At 51.3% G+C, this 23,429-nt stretch carries 22 protein-coding genes; 6 read left to right on the top strand and 16 right to left on the bottom strand.

Annotated features, from left to right (window positions below):
* Positions 1 to 101 precede the first annotated feature (101 nt).
* From NR121_RS05465 to NR121_RS05445, 5 genes are all read right to left on the bottom strand, one after another.
* Complete coding sequence (locus NR121_RS05465; RefSeq protein WP_054817478.1) at positions 102 to 1,178, bottom strand: LLM class flavin-dependent oxidoreductase; 1,077 nt, start codon at positions 1,176 to 1,178, stop codon at positions 102 to 104.
* A 216-nt stretch (positions 1,179 to 1,394) separates the two neighbouring features.
* On the bottom strand, positions 1,395 to 1,928 hold the full coding sequence (locus NR121_RS05460; RefSeq protein ID WP_062409810.1) for a GNAT family N-acetyltransferase: 534 nt from the start codon (positions 1,926 to 1,928) through the stop codon (positions 1,395 to 1,397).
* On the bottom strand, positions 1,921 to 2,085 hold the full coding sequence (locus NR121_RS05455; RefSeq protein ID WP_160327391.1) for a hypothetical protein: 165 nt from the start codon (positions 2,083 to 2,085) through the stop codon (positions 1,921 to 1,923). The genes NR121_RS05460 and NR121_RS05455 overlap by 8 nt, the downstream gene beginning before the upstream one ends.
* A 22-nt stretch (positions 2,086 to 2,107) precedes the next feature.
* Complete coding sequence (locus NR121_RS05450) at positions 2,108 to 2,575, bottom strand: DinB family protein (RefSeq protein ID WP_062409811.1); 468 nt, start codon at positions 2,573 to 2,575, stop codon at positions 2,108 to 2,110.
* Positions 2,576 to 2,953: 378 nt separating this feature from the next.
* The gene (locus tag NR121_RS05445; RefSeq protein ID WP_062409812.1) at positions 2,954 to 4,153 is read right to left on the bottom strand and encodes an MFS transporter; all 1,200 of its coding nucleotides are present in this window, start codon (positions 4,151 to 4,153) and stop codon (positions 2,954 to 2,956) included.
* A 545-nt stretch (positions 4,154 to 4,698) separates the two neighbouring features.
* Here NR121_RS05445 and NR121_RS05440 point away from each other — a divergent pair.
* Entirely contained in the window at positions 4,699 to 5,373 is a 675-nt protein-coding gene (locus NR121_RS05440) for a Crp/Fnr family transcriptional regulator (protein ID WP_062409813.1), read from the top strand.
* Positions 5,374 to 5,600: 227 nt separating this feature from the next.
* Here the strand turns inward: NR121_RS05440 and NR121_RS05435 are convergent, their stop codons facing one another.
* Positions 5,601 to 6,095, bottom strand: a complete 495-nt coding sequence (locus NR121_RS05435) for an HPP family protein (RefSeq protein ID WP_235594362.1) — start codon at positions 6,093 to 6,095, stop codon at positions 5,601 to 5,603.
* Between the two features lie 283 nt (positions 6,096 to 6,378).
* Between NR121_RS05435 and NR121_RS05430 the strand changes: the two genes are divergently transcribed.
* Positions 6,379 to 7,347, top strand: a complete 969-nt coding sequence (locus NR121_RS05430) for a GntR family transcriptional regulator (protein ID WP_062409814.1) — start codon at positions 6,379 to 6,381, stop codon at positions 7,345 to 7,347.
* Positions 7,348 to 7,576: 229 nt separating this feature from the next.
* Here NR121_RS05430 and NR121_RS05425 read toward each other — a convergent pair whose 3' ends face one another.
* Positions 7,577 to 8,179, bottom strand: coding sequence for a sulfite oxidase-like oxidoreductase (locus NR121_RS05425; protein ID WP_054817471.1), 603 nt, complete (start codon positions 8,177 to 8,179; stop codon positions 7,577 to 7,579).
* Positions 8,180 to 8,538: 359 nt separating this feature from the next.
* Between NR121_RS05425 and NR121_RS05420 the strand changes: the two genes are divergently transcribed.
* A complete protein-coding gene (locus NR121_RS05420; protein ID WP_054817470.1) occupies positions 8,539 to 9,117 on the top strand; it encodes a hypothetical protein in 579 nt (192 codons plus the stop codon).
* A gap of 18 nt (positions 9,118 to 9,135) precedes the next feature.
* Here NR121_RS05420 and NR121_RS05415 read toward each other — a convergent pair whose 3' ends face one another.
* From NR121_RS05415 to NR121_RS05395, 5 genes are all read right to left on the bottom strand, one after another.
* On the bottom strand, positions 9,136 to 10,746 hold the full coding sequence (locus NR121_RS05415; RefSeq protein WP_256830857.1) for a leucyl aminopeptidase: 1,611 nt from the start codon (positions 10,744 to 10,746) through the stop codon (positions 9,136 to 9,138).
* Between the two features lie 39 nt (positions 10,747 to 10,785).
* On the bottom strand, positions 10,786 to 11,820 hold the full coding sequence (locus tag NR121_RS05410) for an aldo/keto reductase (protein ID WP_137670389.1): 1,035 nt from the start codon (positions 11,818 to 11,820) through the stop codon (positions 10,786 to 10,788).
* 261 nt (positions 11,821 to 12,081) lie between these two features.
* Positions 12,082 to 13,635, bottom strand: coding sequence for an anti-sigma factor domain-containing protein (locus NR121_RS05405; RefSeq protein ID WP_256830856.1), 1,554 nt, complete (start codon positions 13,633 to 13,635; stop codon positions 12,082 to 12,084).
* A complete protein-coding gene (gene sigI / locus NR121_RS05400; RefSeq protein WP_062409831.1) occupies positions 13,632 to 14,438 on the bottom strand; it encodes an RNA polymerase sigma factor SigI in 807 nt (268 codons plus the stop codon). The genes NR121_RS05405 and sigI overlap by 4 nt, the downstream gene beginning before the upstream one ends.
* A 303-nt stretch (positions 14,439 to 14,741) precedes the next feature.
* Entirely contained in the window at positions 14,742 to 15,170 is a 429-nt protein-coding gene (locus tag NR121_RS05395; protein WP_062409832.1) for a hypothetical protein, read from the bottom strand.
* A gap of 466 nt (positions 15,171 to 15,636) precedes the next feature.
* Here NR121_RS05395 and NR121_RS05390 point away from each other — a divergent pair, with 466 nt between their 5' ends.
* Both NR121_RS05390 and NR121_RS05385 read left to right on the top strand, forming a co-directional pair.
* Complete coding sequence (locus NR121_RS05390) at positions 15,637 to 15,852, top strand: KTSC domain-containing protein (RefSeq protein ID WP_054820132.1); 216 nt, start codon at positions 15,637 to 15,639, stop codon at positions 15,850 to 15,852.
* 306 nt (positions 15,853 to 16,158) lie between these two features.
* A complete protein-coding gene (locus NR121_RS05385) occupies positions 16,159 to 18,132 on the top strand; it encodes a glycoside hydrolase family 15 protein (protein WP_256830854.1) in 1,974 nt (657 codons plus the stop codon).
* Positions 18,133 to 18,246: 114 nt separating this feature from the next.
* On the opposite strand, the gene gcvH is transcribed toward NR121_RS05385, so the two are convergent.
* From gcvH to NR121_RS05365, 4 genes are all read right to left on the bottom strand, one after another.
* Entirely contained in the window at positions 18,247 to 18,630 is a 384-nt protein-coding gene (gcvH, locus tag NR121_RS05380) for a glycine cleavage system protein GcvH (RefSeq protein ID WP_054820131.1), read from the bottom strand.
* Positions 18,631 to 18,711: 81 nt separating this feature from the next.
* A complete protein-coding gene (locus NR121_RS05375) occupies positions 18,712 to 19,260 on the bottom strand; it encodes a peroxiredoxin (protein WP_062409835.1) in 549 nt (182 codons plus the stop codon).
* 197 nt (positions 19,261 to 19,457) lie between these two features.
* Positions 19,458 to 20,537 carry a 3-isopropylmalate dehydrogenase gene (leuB, locus tag NR121_RS05370; protein ID WP_054820130.1) on the bottom strand — a complete coding sequence of 360 codons (1,080 nt, stop codon included), beginning with the start codon at positions 20,535 to 20,537 and terminating at the stop codon, positions 19,458 to 19,460.
* 167 nt (positions 20,538 to 20,704) lie between these two features.
* Positions 20,705 to 21,784, bottom strand: coding sequence for an acyltransferase family protein (locus NR121_RS05365; RefSeq protein ID WP_256830850.1), 1,080 nt, complete (start codon positions 21,782 to 21,784; stop codon positions 20,705 to 20,707).
* Positions 21,785 to 22,064: 280 nt separating this feature from the next.
* Between NR121_RS05365 and NR121_RS05360 the strand changes: the two genes are divergently transcribed.
* A complete protein-coding gene (locus NR121_RS05360) occupies positions 22,065 to 23,267 on the top strand; it encodes an aminotransferase-like domain-containing protein (RefSeq protein ID WP_256830849.1) in 1,203 nt (400 codons plus the stop codon).
* Positions 23,268 to 23,429: the final 162 nt, after the last annotated feature.

Here is a 23,429-nt window from a genome sequence, read left to right as displayed (position 1 = left end):
GGATTTCATCATATCATTCCAAACCATTGCGTATGAATGATTTCAAATCCAGCTATTTTATAAAAAAGAAAACCGGATAACATCGGCCTGACTGACAACGGTCATGACGATTCTTCTATGGTGTGCGGCTGCTTGGCGCGCGCTCCACTCCATACCGTACTTGGAATTTCCCGCCGCAGCACAGGGGCTACTTCGGCGGCAAAGCGCTCCATCTGCTCCCGCTGCTCCGCCTCGGTCAAGCCGTCTACGCTAATGGAAAGCACCTGGTGACCGAAGGCCTTATGGTACCTCAAAATCTTCTCTATCACGCTGTCGGGACTTCCAACAAGAATCGGGCCGTTCTCCAAATTGTCCTCAAGACTCTTGAACGGCGACTGATTGTGCTTTGCCGAATCGGTCGCATGAAATGCATCGTAATAAGGGCGGTAGCGCTTGATGGCCTCCTCGGTCGAATCGGCTAAATACAGGCTCCCCGCCCCTGCTCCTACGATCGCGTCCCTGGGATCGCGCCCGTAATATTCCCAACGCTCGCGGTAGTGGTCGATGAGCGCTTTATACTTGGCGAGCGGGTGAAACGTATTGGATGAGAAAATCGGCTCGCCGTATTTGGCCGCCAGCTCGGTGGACAGAGGGCTGGATGCGCTGCCGTGCCAGACTGGAATGGACTGCTGGTAAGGCCTCGGCAGAACGGTGACTTCATGAAGAGGCGGACGATACTTGCCCTGCCAACTGACACTTTCTTCACTCCACAGCTGTTTAAGCAGCGCGTATCTCTCGGCAAGCGAATCCCACTGCTCCTCCTCCGTAATTCCGAAAAGAGGATAATGCCGAGGATCGTTGCCTTTGCCGATGATCATCTCCAGACGTCCCCCCGAGAGATGGTCGAGGGTAGCATAATCCTCTGCTACTCGTACCGGGTCCAGCACACTTAGCACCGCAACCGTCGTTAACAAACGAATCCGGGACGTTCTGGCAGCAATAGCCGTCAAGAGCACCGGAGGCGAAGAGGAAAGAAAGGGCGGACCGTGTCTTTCTCCTATGCCATACGCATCAAAGCCCAGCTTCTCGGCAAGGATGGCTTGCTTCAGGATATTGCGGAACTTCTGCTGCGCTGTCAGCGTTTCTCCGGTTACCGCATTGCGGATATTCATGACCAAACTGAATAATGCGAATTTCATAGGCGCCCCCTGAATGAATAGGATTTACGCTGAAACTCCGCAAAATGTCCGGCGGATTGCCTGCGGTTGACCCGAAATCGCGTATACCCGCTTCCCGAATACCGACGCATCCGGGAGCCGGGGCTTTAGCCCGCAGCATTACGCCGAACCCGTCAGGCTGATGCTCAGACCTTTGGCTTGCGCTTGAATAAGGCGGTTCTCTTTTGCAAGGTCGTTCTATGTAGTTACTTGAGAGGAGCGAAGCTGTGCCTCATACAATGCTGGGTTTACAATTTTCCGCAGGAGATGCATCGTACCGTCTTCGTTGCCCCAGTCTATCGACTCTATGCGTTGATATCCCTTTCGTTCATACATAGCCAACAGCCACGGGTGCTTCTCGGCTGTTGCCAGCGTAAGGGCGGATGCTCCCAGCTTGTCACGGATAATCGTTTCTTCCACCCAGTCAAGCAGCCTGCTGCCGATTCGACGCCCTTGATATTCGGGATCTACCGCAAACCATTTGACAAAAGGAAGATCCGAGTTCCAACGGATCGGCTTATCCTTCGACAATGTCAGCGTGGCCACGATCTTTCCGTCCAGCTCCAGGACATAGCATTCGTTAAGTTTGATATTATCTTGGATCAGGGCAAGATCGGCATGAGCCGCAGGCCATTGAAGCTCCAACTCCCGAATCGTCACGTAAGCCTCATAAATGACGTCCAACAGTCTTTCTGCATCTTCCTGGGTGGCAAGACGGTAAACTTCACTCATCTAAGCCCTCCTCTTCCACAGGCAACATTTGCTGCTTGTTCACCCATGACAAATCCTTCTGATAAGCAAGCACTTGATCCCACGTTCCGCTGAATACCGGAGCAGCACAGCTGCTTTCGGGTACCGGCTTTTCCGGACGGGCAGACCCAAATGCCATGCACCGTCTCGCTGTCGGCGCCTTATATGGCGATGGAAGCCTGCTTGATTCGTTCGATTTGGCCCAAATGGGTGTTCACATGATTCGTGAAGCCTTTGACGATATCGGCGATCCGAACGGTTTCGCCCTGGGCATTCACCCCCGCCTTCTCCAAATCCTCATCGGTCAGGCGATGGAATAACAAGCTATTGTAATGAAGCAATTGCCCGAACAGCGACAGAAAGTCGGCCGCATCGCCATCATTCGCTTTTTGTCCTGCGACCCATGCATCCTGATTGAACGCAGGCAGCCGGGCCGTCGTGCCTGCCAGTATATCGCGAATCCGAAAGGATATAACGATGCTGTGATCGGCAAGATGGGCAAGCACTTCAGTCACGCTCCATGAGTCCGGCGCCGCCTTCCACGTTAACCGCTGCTGATCCAATCCCTTCACAGCCTGAACTAACTGACGATGCGTATCAAGGTATGCTTGAATATCGACTTGACTCATCCGATTTCCTCCTCAAATATGGTGTGGTCACGCCGGCCAGTGCGGACAGAATGGGTTAACGGCTCAAACCGGTTCAGAAAATGCGGATTGGACATCTCGTTGATATGTTTCCGACTCCGTTCAAATGGCCCCCGGCTTTAAGCGTCGTTGTGTCATTTGCACCTCCTGCATTTATCATTAAATACACATCGGTATTATCGGATTAACGCCGCACATCTATAATGTACACCAATCATCCGCCATACCGTATAAAGCTTTCTTCTATTGATCCATTCAAAACTTCTATATCTGCAGATGTAAAATAAACCGGCGGCAGCGATGTCATTTGCTCTTCATCCAGCCGCTGATGCATTCATTTTCCGCAACCACTTTTAGAGCTTATCCGGTCAGCGTCCGGTCGGGCTGCTTAGAGAAGATCGCCTTAATGGTCCAGGCGGCACCAATCAACGTTAATCCCGTAAGCAGAAAAATGAATTGAATACCGATCCATCCGCCGAGAATACCGCCGGCAAGCGGACCTATCACGATTCCGAACTGGCTTGCAGTTTGGCTCAAGCTGACGGCCCTTCCCCGGAATTCATCGTCGGCATAATTGATGATGAGCGCATTCAAAGCTGGATAAACGGCTGCAAAAAACAATCCGTAACTGAAACGCAGAATGCCGAAGCCCACAAGGTGATGAACACCGAGCTGAAGAATATTGCCGATGCCTCCGCCCAACAAACCGATAAAAAGTGTTTTTTCATAACCGATTCGCCCCCCGATCCTTCCCCAACGTGGTCCCATGATGACCGTAGCAATACCTACTGCTGAAAAAACAATACCTGAACTGAGCAAAGCATGGTTTATGCTTCCGCCGAGTTCCACCACATAGATCGCCAATAACGGTTCCAAAATCATAGCCGAGGTCGAGACCAGCAAGATCAGCCCATATATCCTCATCAATCGGGTATTGACGGCAGCCTGCTTAAGATCGTCGAGAACACTGGGACGGGTCCCTGCCTGTCTCTCACGAACCTCTATAACCCCAACCATGACGATCATAGCGGAAAATAACGTAATCAGTCCGGATGCTATGAAGCATCCCCTCAATCCAATCCACTGGCTCATCAAGCCTCCTGCCAGCGGTCCAAGAATCCCTCCCGCAGCTGTGGACGTCGATATGACGCCCAGGGCATATCCCACATGCTTCTCCGGTGTATTCGTGCCAACCAAAGCGATGGAAGCGGGACTAAAGCCTGCCATAAGTCCCTGAAATACCCGGACAAGAAGGAAGGTACAGAGATCATAGACGAAATAGTTTGCCAGATGTGCCAAGCCTAAACCAATTCCCGAACGAATCAGCATCGGCTTTTTGCCGAATTTATCGGCGAGCGAGCCCCAAAACGGTGCACACAAACCGCTGATCAGAAAACTGATCGAAATCGAAAAACCGGACCAGGCTTCCAGACCGCTTTGAACGCCCAGATCGTTGTGCAGAAATAGAGGAAAAAATGGAACTGAAAGAGTAAATGCCATGTGATTAAAAAATAAACCCAGCCATAACATATAAAGATTGCGTTTCCAGTACCGTTCCATGCTCTCCCCCCATTGGTTCGTACATCGTCTCATCCGCCTGCTGTTTTCCTTTCGGTATGCGGCCGTTGTATTGGATTTGACATTGTCGAATTTACTTTATCACCCCCGTCAACCATCGGCTAATAGAGAAAATCTATTTTCTTATTCAATAGTCCGATTTCTGCATGGACAGAGCGTCCGAACGGAATCGCAAATGCCTGCCGCAAGAAGCGTTATTTCCCATCCCTTACCGATTTAAAGCTAACGTGGTTGGTTTTTGTTTCAGAAAGTTTGTTCAGAAATATTGAACGTTAGAAAACCTGACGTTATACTTTACTTAGGAGGGGAGATTCCACTGTATTTTACTTGATCGAATTCTAATCCCCCTCTTTCGGCACCACTTTTGTGCCTTTTGAGCTTATACCAAAGCAATTAATGGCAATTAATCTAACAAACCAATTGAAACTTAAGGAAGGTATAAATTGTATTTATATAGAATATCAAACTTATACAAATATATTGATGAATAACGCGACTCAACGACATTGGAGAAAGGAAGTGTTCTTATGGATGTGCAGTACGTTATTGATGAAGCTTTTCATCCTCGCCATTTCGGGCCGCTGCCGCCTGAGGTCAGTGAAGCAGCCGCACAAAGATTTTTCCCACGGGGGAGTAACATCATCTTTCAAGGAGAGCCGGCAGAGCATTTCTTCTATGTACACACAGGACAGGTGCGGGCAACGATTATCCGGCCGGATGGAATCGAAAAAGCATTTGCCTTCGCGGAACGCGGCCAGTTTTTTGCCGATGTTCCTTTCTTCCAGCAGTCTAATCACTGGTATACGGTCGTAGCCGTGGAGTCGACCCAAGTTAGCGAGTTCTCCAGAGAAAGCATGGAGACCATCACCCGCGTTCGTCCGGATTTCGTGTTCTCGTTAATGCAATCGATAGCCCATAAAGTTTGGATGTTGAGCAATCAAATGATGACCCTTACCTTCGACCCCACCGAAGTCCGCTTAGCCCGTATTGTTGTTGAAATCCTCAACCGCAAGCCCGAAGGGTTTCGTTCGCTGGCTATTACTCATCAGGAGCTTTCCGCTTTGACGGGTACCTCGAGGGTGATGGTTACGCGGGTGCTGAATGACTGGCGGGCACGCGGAATAGTTGAGCTGCGGAAGAGAACCCTTTGTGTAATGGATCTGCCGGCTCTTGAGCGCATTGCCGCTTTTGGTATGGAGTAATCAAATCATATCCGAAATCATGTTACCATTCACAAACCCCGATAGCTGTAAGCTTGAAATCCATTTGTCATGTTACCTGATGAACTGGATATACAAGCTTATTTTTTTCTTCTTATCATTTTCGTGGTACGTAACTAATGAACCGATCGGGAGGCCGGTGCTGTGTTACACTAGGTCCGGAAACATCACGGCGGAACCCACACCGATGGCGCCATCCGATCCGGAAATCAGAACCAGAACGTCGGGTAATTACGCTTTTTGTCCTGATTATTAACGAGAAGAGCTACTAATACAATCATGACCGCCCCAATTAGAACGGGAGCTACCAAGAAACTCCAGCCGCTTCCAGACATCATGACAACTAATGGATCAGCTCCGGCCGGCGGATGGGTTGTTTTCGTCAAAACCATTAGGCTGATGGCCAAGCCAACCCCAATAGCCATCGCAACAGGACCATTGCCTGCAGCATGATATACCGCTAAGCCTGCCAGCGTTGAAATGAAATGCCCTCCTATAATATTTCTGGGTTGTGAGAAGGGCGCATCCCAAACCGCAAAAGCCAATACACAACTCGCGCCGAACGGAGCCATAATCCATAAATCGGAAGTAACATTTGTCAAGAAAGCTAATAAGCCTATGGCCAGAAACCCGCCGATAAACCCCATAAAGGCATTCCACGGATTGGCTTTCAGGGGGCTCCTGGCCTTCCCCCTCATCTTCATGAGAAAACCAATAAAATGCGAATTCACACTCTTCACTCCATTCATAAATACATAGTTATTTAGTAATTAATGATAATAAGCTAACTACGGAGTGTCAATAGTCCTGTTCAAGATTTCATTAGAAATTACCCTGTTCTGCCGGCTGCCGATCCATTGTCCGGTCGGGTTGAATCTCAACCGCAACACCGTGCAATGGGTCTGCACCTTTCGCCGGTTTGAATATATTGCGCATAGGTGTATAATGATGATAAAAACTAGTATACTATGCAAGGGGTAATATTTAATGGATAATGATATCCTCTTGAAAGTCGACCCTAACTTAACTTTTTGTATAAATACCCAAATCAAAGAACAATTGAAGTGGCTGATCGGCATCGAAAAAATCAAAACAGGCGAGATGCTTCCTCCCGCAAACCAGATGGCGGACTTATTAGGCATTAATCGAAACACGGTTAACTTGGTTTATAACCAGTTACGTGACGAAGGTTATGTTTCCATACAAAAAGGCCGAGGCACACAAGTCATCGACAGCGCCAAAATCAAAGAATTACAAAAAATGCGGCAACCTATGCATGAGCTTGTCACAAAGACAATCGCAGAAGCCGAAGCGCAAGGTATTCCCTTAACCGAATTTTTCAAAGCCAGCCTCGCATATATTCTCTTGCATCATCAAACACCGACGGATCAATTGCGGCTCCTGTTCGTTGAATGCAAAGGACATGATCATACGTTCTATCGCGATGAAATTAAACGGGTAACGGGCGCCGAAATCAAAACGGTTTTTTTAGAGGATCTGTTGACGACCGAAAGCGTCACGATCGAAGCGCTTGACTATTCGAACGTCGTTGTCACCACTTTGAATCATTCTGATGAGGTAAAAAAATTATTCGCCCGCTATCAAAAAAATGTATTAACCATAGGAGCGACAATCGAAATGCCGCTGCTCCTCCAAATCGCGCAGCTCAAACCAGGCAGTCAGGTCAGCTTCGTTTGCCTTGGAAAAGCAGGCGGCCAATGGATGGCCAGCCGGGTGCAGGATGCCAATATTACACACATTCAATCCCATGCCATTGGCATAGATGATGAGGCACTCTTGAAAGAAAACATCGAGAAGTCTGATAAGGTGTATGCTTCCGCGGCCGTCTATTCTGAATTAAAAGCATTAGCTCCGGATAAGGTCGAATTGTATCCGATGGTTCTTGAAAAGAGCAGTGAAAATCTTCTTCAAGAGTTTGCAAAATCAGCCAACTAAACACTGATCACCGAATGCCGCTTTCCCGTGAGGAGAGTGGTATTTTTTCTTGACAACACATAAAACAGCAGCCGGTTTGGCTGCTGTTGGTCTTGTGCTCTATTTGCAAGGCAATTATTATCGCAGATCCCCTGTTTCATTAGCGCGGCTTTTATCATGCTCGTTGCCGGGTTTCATGATTTGCAGCTGAGAATCCTTGATCAGCCGCGTGCAAAAGCCGTTCTGCACGTCAATCAAAATCGTAGCGTTGCTCCTTGAAGGGATCGCCATACATGTGGTATCCGTTGCGCTCCCAGAATCCCGGCTTATCCTTCTCCATAAACTCGATGCCGCGGAGCCATTTGGCACTTTTCCAGAAGTACAGGTGCGGGACGACCATGCGAACCGGATAGCCGTGCTCAGGAGTCAACAGTTCGCCGCCGTGCTTGATGCCAAAGAAGCTGGTTTCTCGGGTAAAGTCCTCGATCGGCAGGTTCGTCGTCCAGCCCTGTTCCGCGTGCAGCATCACATAGCGCGCCTCCGGCTTCAGCTTTACGCGCTCCATAACGGTGGATACGGCAACGCCTTCCCAGACGTTATCCAGCTTCGACCAGGTGGTCACGCAATGGATATCGTTCTTATATTCCTGCCGCGGCAAGCTCATAAACTCATTATAGCTGAGGGTGATCTCTTCCTCCACCAAACCGAAAATGCGCAAATTCCATTTACTCATATCCCTGTAATAAGGCACGTCGCCGTAATGCAGCACCGGAAAACCGGTGGTCAGCGTCTGCCCGGGAGGGATGCGGTCCGCCAACGAAGCTTTGCTTTCCGATCGTTGTTCGAAGTTCATTCATTCTCACTCCTCTTCGTTAATTGACGCCTTATCTTATGACGCAGCGGGTAAAGTCACTTCCAATGCCTTTCCTGCATGGATGCCGCTTTCCATAACCATTGCGCCTCCGTGATGCCCGATCATAAAAGCAATGATTACCTGTTTAATTTGTCCCGGATCGCAGAGAATCATTAACTTCCCGGCCGTCTTAACCGGTATTCATCGCTTGTGGCCCCGGAGGAAGCGCCGCACCATATCATTACAATATGTTTACTATTTTCCATCCATCCAACCGGTACAACGACTATACGTCATTATGATAAGATAAATACGTTCACTGCTGCAACACACAAGCTTAACATCTGGGGGAATTCACTTTGAAATGGAAGTCCAAAGCGTTATGGCTCAGTCTCTCCATTATTGTGTTCATCACTTTACTGGGCCTTGCCGTTTATTTTGAATCTGCCGTCTATTTGTACGCAGCAAGCGCGCTTCCGGTTGTGATTGTGCCGCTGCTGCCCGATATGGCCAAGCATCGGTATGCGGATGCAGCCAAGAATAAAAACGTACGATTCGCCAAGCTCACGATCGGCGGCGATCCCATGCTCGCCATATCGTTTTCCCCGGGGTATATCCGTTGGAAACGGGCGACCGGCAAGCTGTATTTTCAATGGAGTCAAATCAGCGGGAATCCGGAGCTTGACGAAACTCCCGGCCAGGGGCACAAAGAAGCCTCTTTAACCGTGCTTCCCTTTGATTTGTCCGTTCATCCGCGTAAGCAGGGCTGGGTCGGCATCGATCTCGGCCAGCTCGCACAGCGCGCCGGCAGCCTGCCCTATACGGCAGGCGAGGTAACGCGGCTGCTGATTCGCATGAGCGATTTGGAAGCTGTGGTCATGCCCGTTGCGCCCCAAACCGGGCTGCCCTCCGGCACCAGGAAACAGCTGCAGGTGTGATTCAAACATTCCTGCAAGTCAAATATCCCCTTCAGCCGCCGGCGATCCGCACAAGTAATGCCCCAATGTCCGCACCATTGCTCCCGTACCGCCTTGCGGCTCCGTCCCCCGTTCATTCCACAGCCATGCCGTGCCGCCGGTATCCAGATGCACCCAGGGAGTGTCTCCCGCAAAAAAGCCGATGAACAGCCCGGCGGTTATACTGCCCGCCCAGCGGTCCCGCGACGCGGCGTTCTTAATATCGGCCACCCGGCTTTTCAGCATGTCGTGGTATTCGGGATAATTGGGAAACGGCCAAACCTTCTCCCCCGCCTGCCGCGCATACGACAGCAGCTCCTGCAGGAACGGCTCGTCGTTGCTTACTGCGCCGGTCGCTACGTCGGCAAAGCTTACGAGCACCGCGCCGGTCAGGGTAGCCACGTCAATGAGCCGGGTAGCGCCCAGCGCTTTGGCGTACAGCACGCCGTCCGCAAGCACAACGCGCCCTTCCGCGTCCGTATTCAGGATTTCAACCGTCTGCCCGTTCATGACGCTGATGACATCCCCCGGCTTGAAGGCGGAGCCGGACGGCATGTTCTCTGCGGCAGGGATGACGATCACCGCGTGAACTTGCGGCCGCAGCCGCCCCAAAACATGAAGGAGACCGAGCAGCACCGCAGCGCCGCCCATATCGCTGATCATCTCTTCCATACCCTCCGGTTTTTTCAGGGAGATCCCGCCCGTATCGAACGTAATCCCTTTACCGACGAGGCCGATTACATCGGCGTTCTCCTCATCCGTCCCGCGGTAACGGATGGCGATCATGCGCGGCGGGTTGGCGCTTCCCCCGCCGACAGCGGCCAGGCCGCCCATGCCCTGCTCGCGAATGCCGTGCTCGTCGAGCACCGTGCATTCCAGCCCGTAACGGGCGGCCAGGGTTTGCGCCTCGCGGGCGAGCGTCTCCGGCACCAGATAGTTGCCGGGCAGGTTCGTGAGGTCGCGCGCGTAATGCGTCGCCAGGGCCATGGCGTACGCCGCTTCCAGCGAGCGCTGCAGCCCGGCGCGCTCGTCCGCTGTCGCCCTGCCGCACAGCAGGGCGACTTCTTTCAGCGCGGGCGGCCGGGTCCCGCGCGAAGCGGCGAAGCTCGGCATGCGGTAGCAGCCGAGCCAGAGCCCTTCCGCGAGCGCGTACACGAGCTCGCGGACAGCCGAGCGCCCGGCGCGCGGCAGCGGCGCCGCCAGGCGCTCGAGCCCTTGGGCGAGCGCCGCGCGCGCCGCGTAGACGCCGGCATCGCGCCAGGCGTCTGTGCCTTCAGCGCGGGCGGCCTCGCCCAGCCCGCACAAGAGCAGGGCCTGATAGCCCGGCATCAGGCCGAGCGTGGGCAGCGCCTCGGTCTCCCCGAGGCGGCCCGAGAACCGCCCGCGCGCCGCAAGCTCGCGGACCGCGCCGACGATGGCTGCCGGCACCTCCGTACCGGCAGCCATCGTCCATGCGCCCGACTCCAGCTCCTCCCGCGTGATAAACACCGCGAGCGCCTGCGAAGCGTCCTCCTCCGCTTCGTTGTCTTCCCGCGGCTCATCCCAAACCGGACGAATCTTCATGCTGAGTTCTTGCGTCACCAACCGGTCAAGCGGTTCCACTTCATTCATCCCTCCGTCCCTGCGGGCACGTGTCTCGCCGGCCCGGGTTCATCGTGTCGTTAGTTGTTTATCGTAATCATTCGCCGCCTCCATGACCATCCGCCGCATCGGCAGGTGGTATGGGCACTGCTGCTCGCACAGCGGCTTGTCCTTACAGGGCTCATAATCCGCACAAGATAATATCTTATCCTTGTTGATTTGGTAAAATTCGTCGCCCTTCGGCAATAATCCCAATGTCTTGCGGATCTGGCTGGAGATCATCACATCGGGAATTTTAATCTCAAGAGGACAGGTACAGTAGTTGCAGCGCCGGCAGTTATGATTCCCCAGCTCCGCCGCCAAGGCTTCCAGCTCCCGTCGTTCGTCGTCGCCCACTTCCTCGCGGATGGCGGCCAGGTTCTCCTTGACTTCCTCAACGCTCACCATACCCGACAGCACGACGTGCACGTCCTGGCTATAGGGATAACGCATCGCCTTGGATACAGGCTGAATAAATCCTCCCGACAGCGGCTTCATCGCGGTTTTGCCCATATTTAGCCGTGTCGCCTCGGGGATCAGCTCATCCAGAGAAAAAGGCTGCGCCAGATTCAAATGAAACAACACTTGATCGAACTGTCTTTTCGCTATCCACTTCGCGAGCAGCTCAGGCCGGTGTCCGGTAATGCCGATAAACCGTATGTACCCCTTCCGTTTCATTTCCAGCGCGGCCTCATAAGCGCCGCCTTCATTCATCGCCGCTTTAAACTCCTGAACCGTATTGACGTAATGAATCTGCACCAGATCGATGACATCCGTCTTCATTCGCTTCAGGCTGCGTTCCATATCTTCCATCGCACTGGCATAATCCCGATTCTTCGTTTTCGTCGCCAGAAAAAATTCCGAGCGGCGGTGTGAAATGCTTTCCCCGATAATCTCCTCACTGTTTCGGTAGCCCGCCGCCGTATCGATATAATTAATGCCTTCATCCAGCGCGTAATTCAGGGCTGCCTTGGCCTGCTCAAAAGGGACTCCCGGCAGATTCATCGCCCCAAACCCCAGCGAGGATACGCGGTGCCCTGTATGGCCGAACATGGTATACCGCATCGCAGATTTCCCTCCCCATTCGTCAACCTTGCGCTTGCCCGATAAGCTGAATCTAACCTTTATGCCATTATATTACGATCTCCGGCAAAAAAACAGCAGAACTGTGGCGACCCCCGATCCTTAATCTCAATGCTGTCCGCCAAATTTTCCAGCGCTTCCGGCACCTGATCCCCGCTGACGGAACATATCTTTCAAAAAAAACAGCCGACGCTGATGGCGTCGGCTGCTGCGGGGACTTGGGTCCGGCGGCAAATGATTTTTCTATGGATGCGGATTAAAGATCGGAAAAGTGAACGACCCGTTCCAAACCTTCTCCGGCTCCCTGTCGGCGTTCTGCAGCGATCGGCCTCCGGAAGCCGGCTCTTTTTTCGAGTCGGAGTCATCGTCATCCTTCTTCTTACGCTGGTTTTCGTCTCTGTTCCCCTGCTCTTTACGCTTCTCCTCGTCCTTACCCCGCTGTTCCTCAGCCTTTTTCCTTTCTTCTTCCAACCGTTTGCGATACTCTTCGGCCTGTTTTTTCTTCAGCTCTTCAGCCTTCTCGCGAAGCTCTTCCAGCTTCTTGCGCGCTTCTTCCTCCCGCTTCTTCTGCTCTTCCAGGCGCTTTGCCGCTTCCTCGCGGAGGCTTTTCTCTGCGCTATTCCTGTTATCCCAGATGCTGCGTGAGTTCCGGTCGTCATCGTCGTCGCGATTGTTGCCTCTCCTCCGGTCGTCCCTGTCATCCCGGTCGTCCTTTTTATCGGCCTGACGTACTACACCCGGAATCGTGACGACGGACGAATGGGGTGAGCCCGGCCTGGCATTGACGGTTCTGGAGTTCCCTGAATCCTTGTCATCCTTATTATTGTCATTTTTCCCGCTGCCGGACGGAACAGTCGAGCTCTTCTGTTCGTTAGCAGGGGCAGTATTGTCCGGGAGGCTTATCGTACTTCCCTTATTCGTATCGGCCTTTTCCCTATTGATCAGCCGCTCCTGAAGCCTCTTATCCAGCTCGCCGGACTTTTCTTCCTCCATCAGCTGCTTGATGGCCGCCTTCGTCGGAAGACGGTCGGGCGCCATCATCTGAGCCATTTCCGGGCTTTCCTTGAAGATGCTCAATACCGAACGCGTCTTCAGCTCATCGAGCGTAATGGCGGCGCCGCTGCTTTTGGCATTCAGATATACGGTATATTTCCCCATAGACACACCGTTCTGGCTGGCGACCTCACGAACTTCCTGGGGAGCGGCGAAGGAGGCTATCTGATATGAATCTACTTGCGTCGGGTGCGATGTTTGTATGTATTCCTTCACCTGCAGGCGCAGCTTTTCCGCAATCAGTGTGTCACTGATCTTGCTGTCCGGCTGAATGACCGTGCTGGCAATGACGATTTCGGCCTCTCCTTTGGAGAACGCCATGGATTCAGCCCTGTTCAAAATGCCCGCCGTCACGGTTTCCAGAGGCTTTTTCTTATAATCGACCTGTTGAATTAGCGCCTCGCCGTCTTCATTCAGACCGTGAAGCTCAACAACCCGCTCCCGGATGTCGATGCCCATCTCCACGCTCGGGTTAATGTCGATAGAGATATATGCCACAACCTCCTGGCTTCCGAGCTTGCCGTGAAAGCTCGCGAACAGCACCAGACAGAACACCACCGCCGCCACGATGGCCGAACGCCCGGCGACAGACAAATTCCTCCAGTTGATGCCTTCGTCGGCATAAGTGATTTCTTCCCCGATCTCGCATTTTCTTTTTTTGCGGGCCAACCGCTGAAACCGGCCATCGGGCCGCATGACAATGACACTTTTCTCCGTGATTTCCATCACGATCCCTTTGTTCAATTCACGTCCCCCCCTTCTTCCGAATCGCTTCTGATATGAAGGTAATCTCTAAGATACGGATAGGGTCCTTTATATATCAGAGCGACAGCGATAATAAACTTACGGTTTCGTTCCAGCGTCTTGCGCGACACCTCCACTTGATCCAGCAATTCCTTGATGGGCAGCATTCTCTTTGACATCATCGTCTGCATCAGCCCGGCATCCTCGGACAGCTTTTTCGCAATTGCGAAGAGCGCCTGGCGCGAATCGTCGTGCTTGGGCGAAGCGTCGACCAGATCGGCAAAACCAATCCCGAAATCGGTCAGTGAACGGTTCAGCTCCATAATTTCACTACGTCGCTCCTGGTTGCCTTTTTGCTTCTCATACTGTTCGATCGCCTGGTGGATCTCGATGGGATTAACAATGTTATCCTCTTCGTCCTCCACCTCGAACGTACTGTAAGGGATCTGCTGCGAGAACCGCTGCTCCTTTCGAATATAATCAATAAGCCGACGGCGGATCACCTGTTCGGCAAAACCAAGAAACGAACGTCCTGCCTGAGGAGAAAATTGATTGATCGCCTCATTAAAAGCTCCGAGCGCGATGCTGAACTCATCGTCCCGGGTAGGATCTATATATCTTTTACAAAATCTGCTCGTCACCTTGGCTACGTACGGCTGATAATCCGTAATAAATTGATTGCGAAGGCGCAAATCACCCTCTTGAATGCGAATTACGATTTGTTCCGGCGATTGCGAATCCGCGTTATCCGGGTGGGGAGACTGGCGTTTTCCTAAAAACTTCTTAAATAAAACGAGCAGCAATCGTTCCACCTCACACTACAAATTTTTCGCTGGTTCCCTAACGATTACGGGGGTAAGCTTAGGGTCTTCCCTCTCTAAATTTTCACAATATTTTGGATGCCCAGGTTATCGTTTCCATATCGTCCGACAACAAAAAAACATCCCCTCCCGAGCCGCAATTCCTGCGGATCGGTCCCGCTGGCCTGGGCTGCATGCTATGCGGCCGAAAGCGCGGCTCCCGGCTGAATGCACAGGCCGACAAGCGGTCTTATGCACCAGCCGGGAAGAAGCGGGCTAATGAAGGGACGTTATGGTTTAGACGGCCTAGGACAGGCCTCGCATGGTTTTTTTGCTCTTTAACTTATGCCGCCGCTGGCTAAGTACGTTCAGCCGCTTCTTCAGCTGCCGCTCCCATTCGGCGTCCCCGATTTCTTTGGCCACCATGAGGAGATCCAGCGCCATATCGATCTGGCTGCGGACAACCTCAAGCGGCTCCTCGTCCTCATGGTTTACGCAATTCTCAAACAGCTTCGACGAATCGTGGCCGTCAACATAATCTCCAAAATCTACTTCAGGGGCACCGTCTCCGTGTGCATATTCGGCCAGGATTTCATACTCGTTCTCGACCAGATGGTGCACTTCCACTCGGTGGCACACTGGGCAGAATAACAGAGGTACATTGTGTATATACGTTCTGATATGTTTTAACGTCCCTTTCGTTCCCAACATGCTGGCACCGCAGCAAAAGCTCATCCTTTTCGCCTCCAAATCCCGGTTTAAAATCCTCTCAACCTATATTCATTCAACTTATATTCAATCCGAGCCAAAAAAACACATGCCGATATCCTAGACTTATATTCGACCTAAGGATACAAAAATCCTCTTTTTTCATCTTTTGAAGGCCAGTTAAATCTTTCCTGACCCCGTTCAAAAAGCGCCTTGCGCCTAGGATTTGGACAAACTTGAAATGAAATACAGCGTTATTTCAACTGTATGAAATAAGGTCGTCCTTTTATGTTATATCATATGCGGACGAGGTCTTTTTGCATATACGGCTGGAGCATACTTTTCAAACTTGCGACTCCTCAGCTAAACGATTCTAAATGTTCCGCCTTCGGCATAAGGTAAGGTATCCATCCAAAACAAAAAACTCCGCCGCAGGTACTTCCTCACGCAGACGGATTGTTCATGATCAGCCTCTAAAAGGAGAGATGAGTTTATGAAGCTGCTTCCGATCGGTTCGAAGCAGATCGCATTTGTGAGCTATGACGATCAATCCTCGCAAATGCATATTCAGTATCATACGGGCCAAACTCTCACCTGCAGCGGCATAAAACCGGAGCAATACCAGTCGCTGCTGCAATCCCCCAACCGGTACGATATGATCATGAAGCTGACAACCGAGCAAAGTTTTTTGCCCCCTCGCATCCAATAAACGCATAAGCACAGGATAACGAATAACGAATAAAGCTTCACCCCAATCTCCACTTGGCTGGCGGCGGACATCGAAGAAGATGCACCCGGACCGCAGCTTCGGGTTGGAGATTTTATTATTTCCGTATACGCCCTGGAAAACCGGAAATAATAGTTTCATAGGATCGAAGCGCGATTTCACCCTTGAGCTTTCGCCGAAAGTGCGCCGGTCTCCGTTTTCATTCCATTTTCATGGATTGACCGGATTGTCATAAAAAGGTACTCTGAAAACTAGATTGCATTCTGGATAGAGAAGGATGTGGGTGGATTGCCAAGGCATTTAGTCATCGGGAACGGCAAATTTTTGATCAATTTGGATCGTCAAACGTATATCCGCGATTTGTATTATCCTTATGTAGGCCAATTAAACCATGTCGGCGGCTATCAGTGCAGAATCGGCCTGTGGGTTGACGGCGCGTTCAGCTGGCTCTCCGATCCGGACTGGAATATTGAGCTTTCCTATGCAGAGGATTCGTTGGTCACCGAGGTCAAGGCCTCCCACTATCATCTTGGAATTACCCTGCTCATTAACGACGGCGTCCACCAGCGTGAAAATATATATTTGAAGCGGGTGCAAGTTCACAATCATTGGGACAAAGTACGCGAAGTGAGGATGTTCTTCAATCAGGATCTGGTCATTAACGAGACCGAAGTCGGAGATACGGCGGCCTACTACCCGCAGAACAACACGGTATTTCATTATAAAAAAGACCGCTACTTTATGTTCAACGGGCAGACCGGCAGCGAGGGTCTGTTTCAATATACAACCGGGGTCAAGCGTTTCTACAACGCCGAAGGCACCTGGCGCGATGCGGAGGACGGCCATCTGATGGGCAACGCCATCGCCCAGGGGTCTGTCGACAGCACCATCAGCTTCCGGCTTCATGTGCCCCCGAATTCGGATGAATGGCTTTACTATTGGATGACGGCGGGCAAAAACCTCGAAGAGGTCAAGAAGCTCGACGCCTATGTCAAAGAAAGCCATCCCGGCAAGCTTCTGGACAGGGTTAAAATTTACTGGCAGCGCTGGGTGAATAAATCGGAACGCGATTACGGCAACCTGAGCAAGGCCTGTATTCGTCTTTACAAGCAGAGCCTTCTGATCGTCCGTACCCAGACGGATGTAAACGGCGCCATTATCGCCGCGAACGATTCCGATATCATGCAGTCCAACCGCGATCATTACAGCTATATGTGGCCGCGCGACGGCGCTCTGATCGCCTATGCGATGACCATGGCGGGATATCAGGGAATGATTACGCCTTTCTTTCATTTTTGCGCGAACAGCCTGTCGCCGGAAGGCTACCTACATCATAAATACAACCCGGACGGAACGGTCGGTTCCAGCTGGCATCCTTATCTGAACGGCGGAAAAATGCAGCTCCCCATTCAAGAGGACGAAACGGCGCTTGTCCTGTTCGCGCTCTGGCAGGACTATGTCAGACACGGCGATATCGAGCTCCCGCAATCGTTGTACCGAACGCTGATCCGCCCCGCCGCACGGTTCATGTCGAGCTACATCGAGCACGACCTGAACCTGCCGAAGCCCAGCTACGACTTATGGGAGGAGCGGTACGGCATCTTCACCTTCACCTCATCGGCGGTGTATGGCGGACTCATCGCCGCGTCCAACTTCTGCAGCTTGTTCGGCGACGAAGAACGGGCCAGCCGTTACCGCCATACGGCGGAGAAGATCAAGTCTGGAATCCTGAAGCATTTGTACAATGAGGAGGAAGGCCGTTTTGTGCGCGGTTTGGTTCTGGATAACGGCGTTTGGATCCAGGACAAAACGCTCGAAAGCAGCGTCTACGGCATCTTCGAGTTCGGCGTTCTGCCCGCCGATGACCCCCGCGTGGTCAAGACGATCGAAACCAACCGCGCCGGGCTTACGATCAAAACCGATGTCGGCGGCGTTGCCCGCTACCATCACGATTATTACTTTCAGCGCTCGTCCGACATTAAGAACATCCCGGGCAATCCCTGGATCATCTGCACTTTGTGGATCGCTGAATGGGAAATTGAATGTGCCAAGACGGTGGAGGATTTGGAGGCTCCAAGACGCACGCTGGAGTGGGTCGTCCAGCATGCGATGGAAAGCGGCATTCTGCCGGAGCAGCTCGATCCGTTCGACGGCGGGCCGGTATCCGTCGCCCCGCTCTCCTGGTCCCACGCAACCTACGTGCTGGCCGTGGTGAAATACATCGAGAAATATCAAAAGCTGAAGCCCCCGGCCAAGGCCTGACGATAAACAAGCCGGATTCAACCGGGCAGTTCTTTGAATCCGGCCTTCATGGCTCAGCTCCGCTGAAACCTTTTTTTAGTAAAAAAAGCAACCCGACCTTCGTCAGGCTGCTTCTTATTCATGAACGTAGGTTGCTTCGTATTTGTCCGCGTCCCATAACCGTTCCAGATCGGAGGGGTCGGTCAGCTCGACTACGATCATCCATCCCTCTCCGTATGGCGCCAGGTTGATCAATCCGGGGTTGTCCGCCAGCTTGCGGTTTACCTCGATCACTTTACCGGATACCGGCGCGTAAAGCTCCGTTACCGTTTTTACCGATTCCATACTGCCGAACGGCTCTCCCGCCTGCAGTTCATCTCCTGCTTCGGGCAGCTCCACGAAGACGATCATGCCAAATTCCTCTTGGGCAAAATCCGTCAATCCGATGATCGCACGCTTGCCTTCCAACCGCACCCATTCATGGTTCTCGCTATATTTGAGCCCTTGTAAAATTTCCATTCCTGCTCCCCTTTGCTTATGTAGTAAAAAAACCTCAGACCCGCCGGGGAGGCGAGTTGAGGAATCTATTTTTAAAGACGATTACTTCGCAACCAGGTGCTTGTCGCCTTTTTTCCAGCCTACAGGGCACAAACCGCCGGATTGCAGCGCTTCAAGCACACGGTAGGTTTCCTCCACGCTGCGGCCAACGTTGTTGTGATGTACCACTTGATATACCAGTTCGCCTTCTGGATTGATGATGAACAGGCCGCGCAGCGCAATACCTTCTTCTTCGATCAATACACCGTAGTCACGGGCAACTTGCTTCGTAATGTCGGAAGCCAATGGGAAGTTCAGCTTGCCAAGACCGTTTTGGTCAACCGGAGTGTTGATCCATGCACGGTGGGAGTGAATGCTATCCGTCGATACGCCGAGGATTTCAGCATTAATAGCATTGAATTGACCGGCTGCTTCGCTAAGCGCCGTAATTTCAGTCGGGCATACGAATGTGAAGTCGAGCGGATAGAAGAACAGTACGAGCCATTTGCCTTTGTAATCAGACAAAGAAACTTTACCGAACTCTTGGCCGTCTCCGGTTGCCGTTGCCATGGTGAAATCCGGTGCCGGTTTGCCTACCAATCTTTCCGTCATATCTGAAAATCCTCCTTAATTGATAATGGTTATCATGGTATAGATGGTAACATTTTGACCTATAGAAAGTCAATAATTGGAATTCTTATCTTATTATAAATATTATAATCTGTTATATTTCTGACATTTGTTTCTTTGCGTGCAGAAAAACTCTTAAGAAGTCCTATTTCTCAAGAGTTTTCCGATTGCTTTATATTTTATTTTCGGATGGCGTTTACAATCAATTCACCCATAGCGCTCGTTCCGATCGCTTTGCTCTTGTCTACGGCGATGTCTCCCGTACGGTGGCCGGCGTCCAGCACTTCTTTCACGGCCCGCTCAATCGCTTCCGCAGCATCATGATATCCGAATGTCAGTCTGTACATCAATGCTACAGAGAGGATCGTCGCAATCGGGTTGGCAAGGCCTTGACCTGCGATATCCGGCGCGGAACCGTGTACAGGCTCGTACAAACCGAAGGCTCCTTCACCCAGCGAAGCGGAGGACAGCATACCGATGGAGCCTGTCAGCATAGCCGCTTCATCGCTCAAAATGTCACCGAACATGTTCTCCGTCACGATAACGTCGAAGCTCGACGGCCGGCGCAGAAGCTGCATCGCGCAGTTGTCTACAAGCACATGCTCAAGCTCTACATCCGGGTAGTCCGGCGCGATGCGGTTGACCGTTTCTCTCCACAGGCGGGACGTTTCGAGTACATTCGCTTTATCGACGGACGCAAGTTTCTTTCTGCGGGTCCGGGCAATGTCGAAGGCCTGGCGAACGATGCGCTCCACTTCCGCTACATTGTAAACGCAGGTGTCCACTGCTTCCTGGCCGTTCTCTCCCTCGCGGCGGAACTTCTCGCCGAAATAGATGCCGCCGGTCAGCTCGCGGACAACGATCAGATCCGTCCCTTCCAGAACCTCAGGCTTCAACGTGGAAGCATCCTTCAGGCAGTCGAAGATGACCGCGGGACGAATGTTGGAGAACAATCCAAGCGCTTTGCGGATACCCAGAAGCCCTGTTTCCGGACGCAGCTCCTTCGGATTGTTGTCCCATTTGGGCCCGCCGACAGCCCCCAACAGAACGGCATCGGACTTTTTGCATATCTCCAGCGTTTCTTCCGGCAGCGGCGTTCCTTTCTCATCAATGGCGATTCCGCCAAACAGGCCGTGTTCAAACTCAAAACGGTAGCCGAACACTTCCTCTGTTTTCTTCATAACCTTAATTGCTTCCGCCACAACCTCGGGACCGATACCGTCTCCGGCGATTACGGCAATTTTTTTCACGTCTGCCATGAGTTGCATTCACTCCTAATCTAGTTCATTATATCTTTTGTAGCATATTTCCCTCTGTTTTACAAAGATATAAAATCTATCATCTTGATAGGCAAAAGCTATAGATATAATCCTTATGAAAATGAAAAACATATGCAAATCAAAGGTTCTTCCTGTCACCAACTTCATTAGCCGATAGTATTGGGAATGGATAACCTTTCTTTCTTTTTGGATTTGCCTCTTGTCTGCACGTTGCCGACGATATATTTACCGAATGGAAATCTGTTCAAGATCGCCGCCAGCAGGATGGACCCCGCAATCGCTGTAACAAATAAGTAAATGATATAAGCTATTGCGCCCATTATGGGCAGTGGACGCAATACCAAAATAAAAGCCAGATGTAATAAGTAAATACTGAATGAATAGTTACTTATTAAATAAATAAAGCGGGGGACATTTTTAAGCTTTGATGTAATGTACATCAGTAAAAAAATCATGGAAGTCGAAAATAATATATTGTCAAACCGCTTCGACGACAGGTCAATTCCCGTATAGTTGAGAATGGAGACGGACAACAAAAAAGTTAATATCGGCGCAAGCAGAACGATAACTCTGTATTTGTGAAGGTTTGACTTTAAGATGTCATAATGAGCGCCGCAATAGTATCCCAGGGCAAAGTAGAAAATCCATCCCGGGAATAACATAAAGTAACCGCGATTCCATATATACCCGCTAAATGGAACACCCGATACCGGGTCTGTCAGGTTAAACGCTGCGAGATATACAAAATTAATGAGGAATGCGACGGTCAAAATCATCCTCGGCGACGCCATACTTAACATGTTGGCAAACAGCACATGCAGAATATGAAATTGCAATATAATCAAAATAAAATACGCAATGAAATCTCCGAATATGATATTTTTAGCGGATTCAATGATATATGTCTTCACTCCTGTCAGTTGAACATTGCTCAAAAAGGGATATACCATCCCTAAAATAATATAAGGGAAAAGGAGGATTTTCGCTCTTTTCAACAAGAATCCTCTTGGCGTTCCGTCTCTATAGGCTTTTGCGTTTAAAAACTCGGATATAAAAACAAAAGTAGGCGTCGCAAACAAAAGAAAAGCTTTTAACATCTCCGCAGCCGGGACAACCGCGCTATCCGGATAATTGTTCATACCGAAATTAATGGAATGAATCAAGACAATCGAAAGACAAGAAAGGGCCCTCAACCAAAAAATTTCGCTCACGACATTAGCATTCATTCAATCTCCTCCATGATACAATCTGTATCAAATAAGTATACATATTGTATCATATTGCAGCAAGAACTTATGCCAACTGCCCACAATACCGCAGCTGCGACGCCTTCTCGGGCCGCCGGCTGCGTCCTCTACCCGACTTTTGAATCGCCATGGCATGACGCAATGAATGGACCGGCAAACGATCAGTTCATTTTCACAGTTGTCACAGGGCTTGGAAAGGATTAAAATGAAATTTATACAATGACTTTACTTCTTTTTAATAAAAAGGAGCCTTGCGCTTATGAACTATCATTTCTCAGATACGATTAATAGCTTTGAATCCTCAGCCGTTCGCGAAATTCTCAAGCTGACGCAGGGCCGTTCGATCATTTCACTGGCCGGAGGACTTCCCAACGAGCAGTATTTTCCGCATGAAGCGGTGCGCGACGCCTTCGCGCGCGTTTTTGAGCGGGGGAGCAAATCCGTTTTGCAGTACGGGCTTACGGAAGGCTATACGCCGCTTCGGGAAAGCCTGACGAAGCATCTGGCTCGCAAGGGAATCAAAGCAGGCATAGAAAACATGCTGCTGACCACCGGCTCTCAGCAGGCAATCGATTTGCTGACTCGCATATATATCGACCCGGGTGACGTCATTCTGGTCGAAAAACCGACTTATCTCGCTGCCATTCAAGTGTTTCAATCCTATAAAGCCAAGCTCGTTTCCGTAGATTGCGATGAAAACGGAATGAATCTGGAAGATCTGGAACGCAAAATCAAGCAGCATCGTCCTAAAATGATTTATGTCATTCCTACGTTCGCAAATCCGACTGGCAAAGCATGGAGCCTGGAGCGCCGGCAGGGCACGCTGAACCTGTGCAAATCCAATAGCGTGCTTATTCTGGAGGACGACCCTTATGGAGAGCTGCGTTTCAACGACACCGAAATCTTCCCGTCCATTTATTCGTTGGACGACGGTCCGAACGGAGGAGCGGTCGTATACACGAGCACCTTCTCCAAAATCGTCGCCCCGGCGCTGCGTACCGGCTGGGTTGTCGGCGACAAGAACGTGATCCTTCATATGACCCGCGCCAAGCAAGCTGCGGATCTGCACTCCAGCACCATGGACCAGCAGGCGCTGCACGAGCTGTTCCAGCAGTTTGACTTGTACTCGCATATCGATCTGATCCGGACGCAATACGAATCGCGGATGCGCGAGATGGTCAGATTGCTGCAGGCCAAAAACTGGGAAGGGGTCCGCTGGAACGAGCCGAAGGGCGGCATGTTCATCTGGGTGGAGATGCCGCAAGGGATCGATACGCAGGAGCTGTTCAAGCTGGCCGTCGAGGAAGGCGTCGCCTTCGTTCCAGGAATCAGCTTTTTTGCGGACGAGCCTCAAAGGAACTCGATGCGCCTAAACTTTACGCATACGGACAGCGAGGAGATGGTCCTTGCTTTTGACCGGCTGGAACGAGCGCTGCAGCGCATGAAAACCGCCGCTCACTGATAGTAGATCAGCTCAAAGCCCGTCCGGAAACGCCTGAATCCGGACGGGCTTTTGCGCTTCCGCTGCGGGCCGGTCCCGGCCGCTTGCACAAAACAACAAAGGGTCCGTCCCATAAGTAGTTTTTAACTACGCAGGGACGGCCCTGTTTTCTTAACTTCTCGT

It is taken from the genome of Paenibacillus sp. Pae15, from assembly GCF_024519685.1.
GTDB lineage: Bacteria > Bacillota > Bacilli > Paenibacillales > NBRC-103111 > Paenibacillus_G > Paenibacillus_G naphthalenovorans.
Note: the sequence above shows the minus strand (reverse complement) of the source record. Positions and strands in the feature narration are given on the sequence as shown.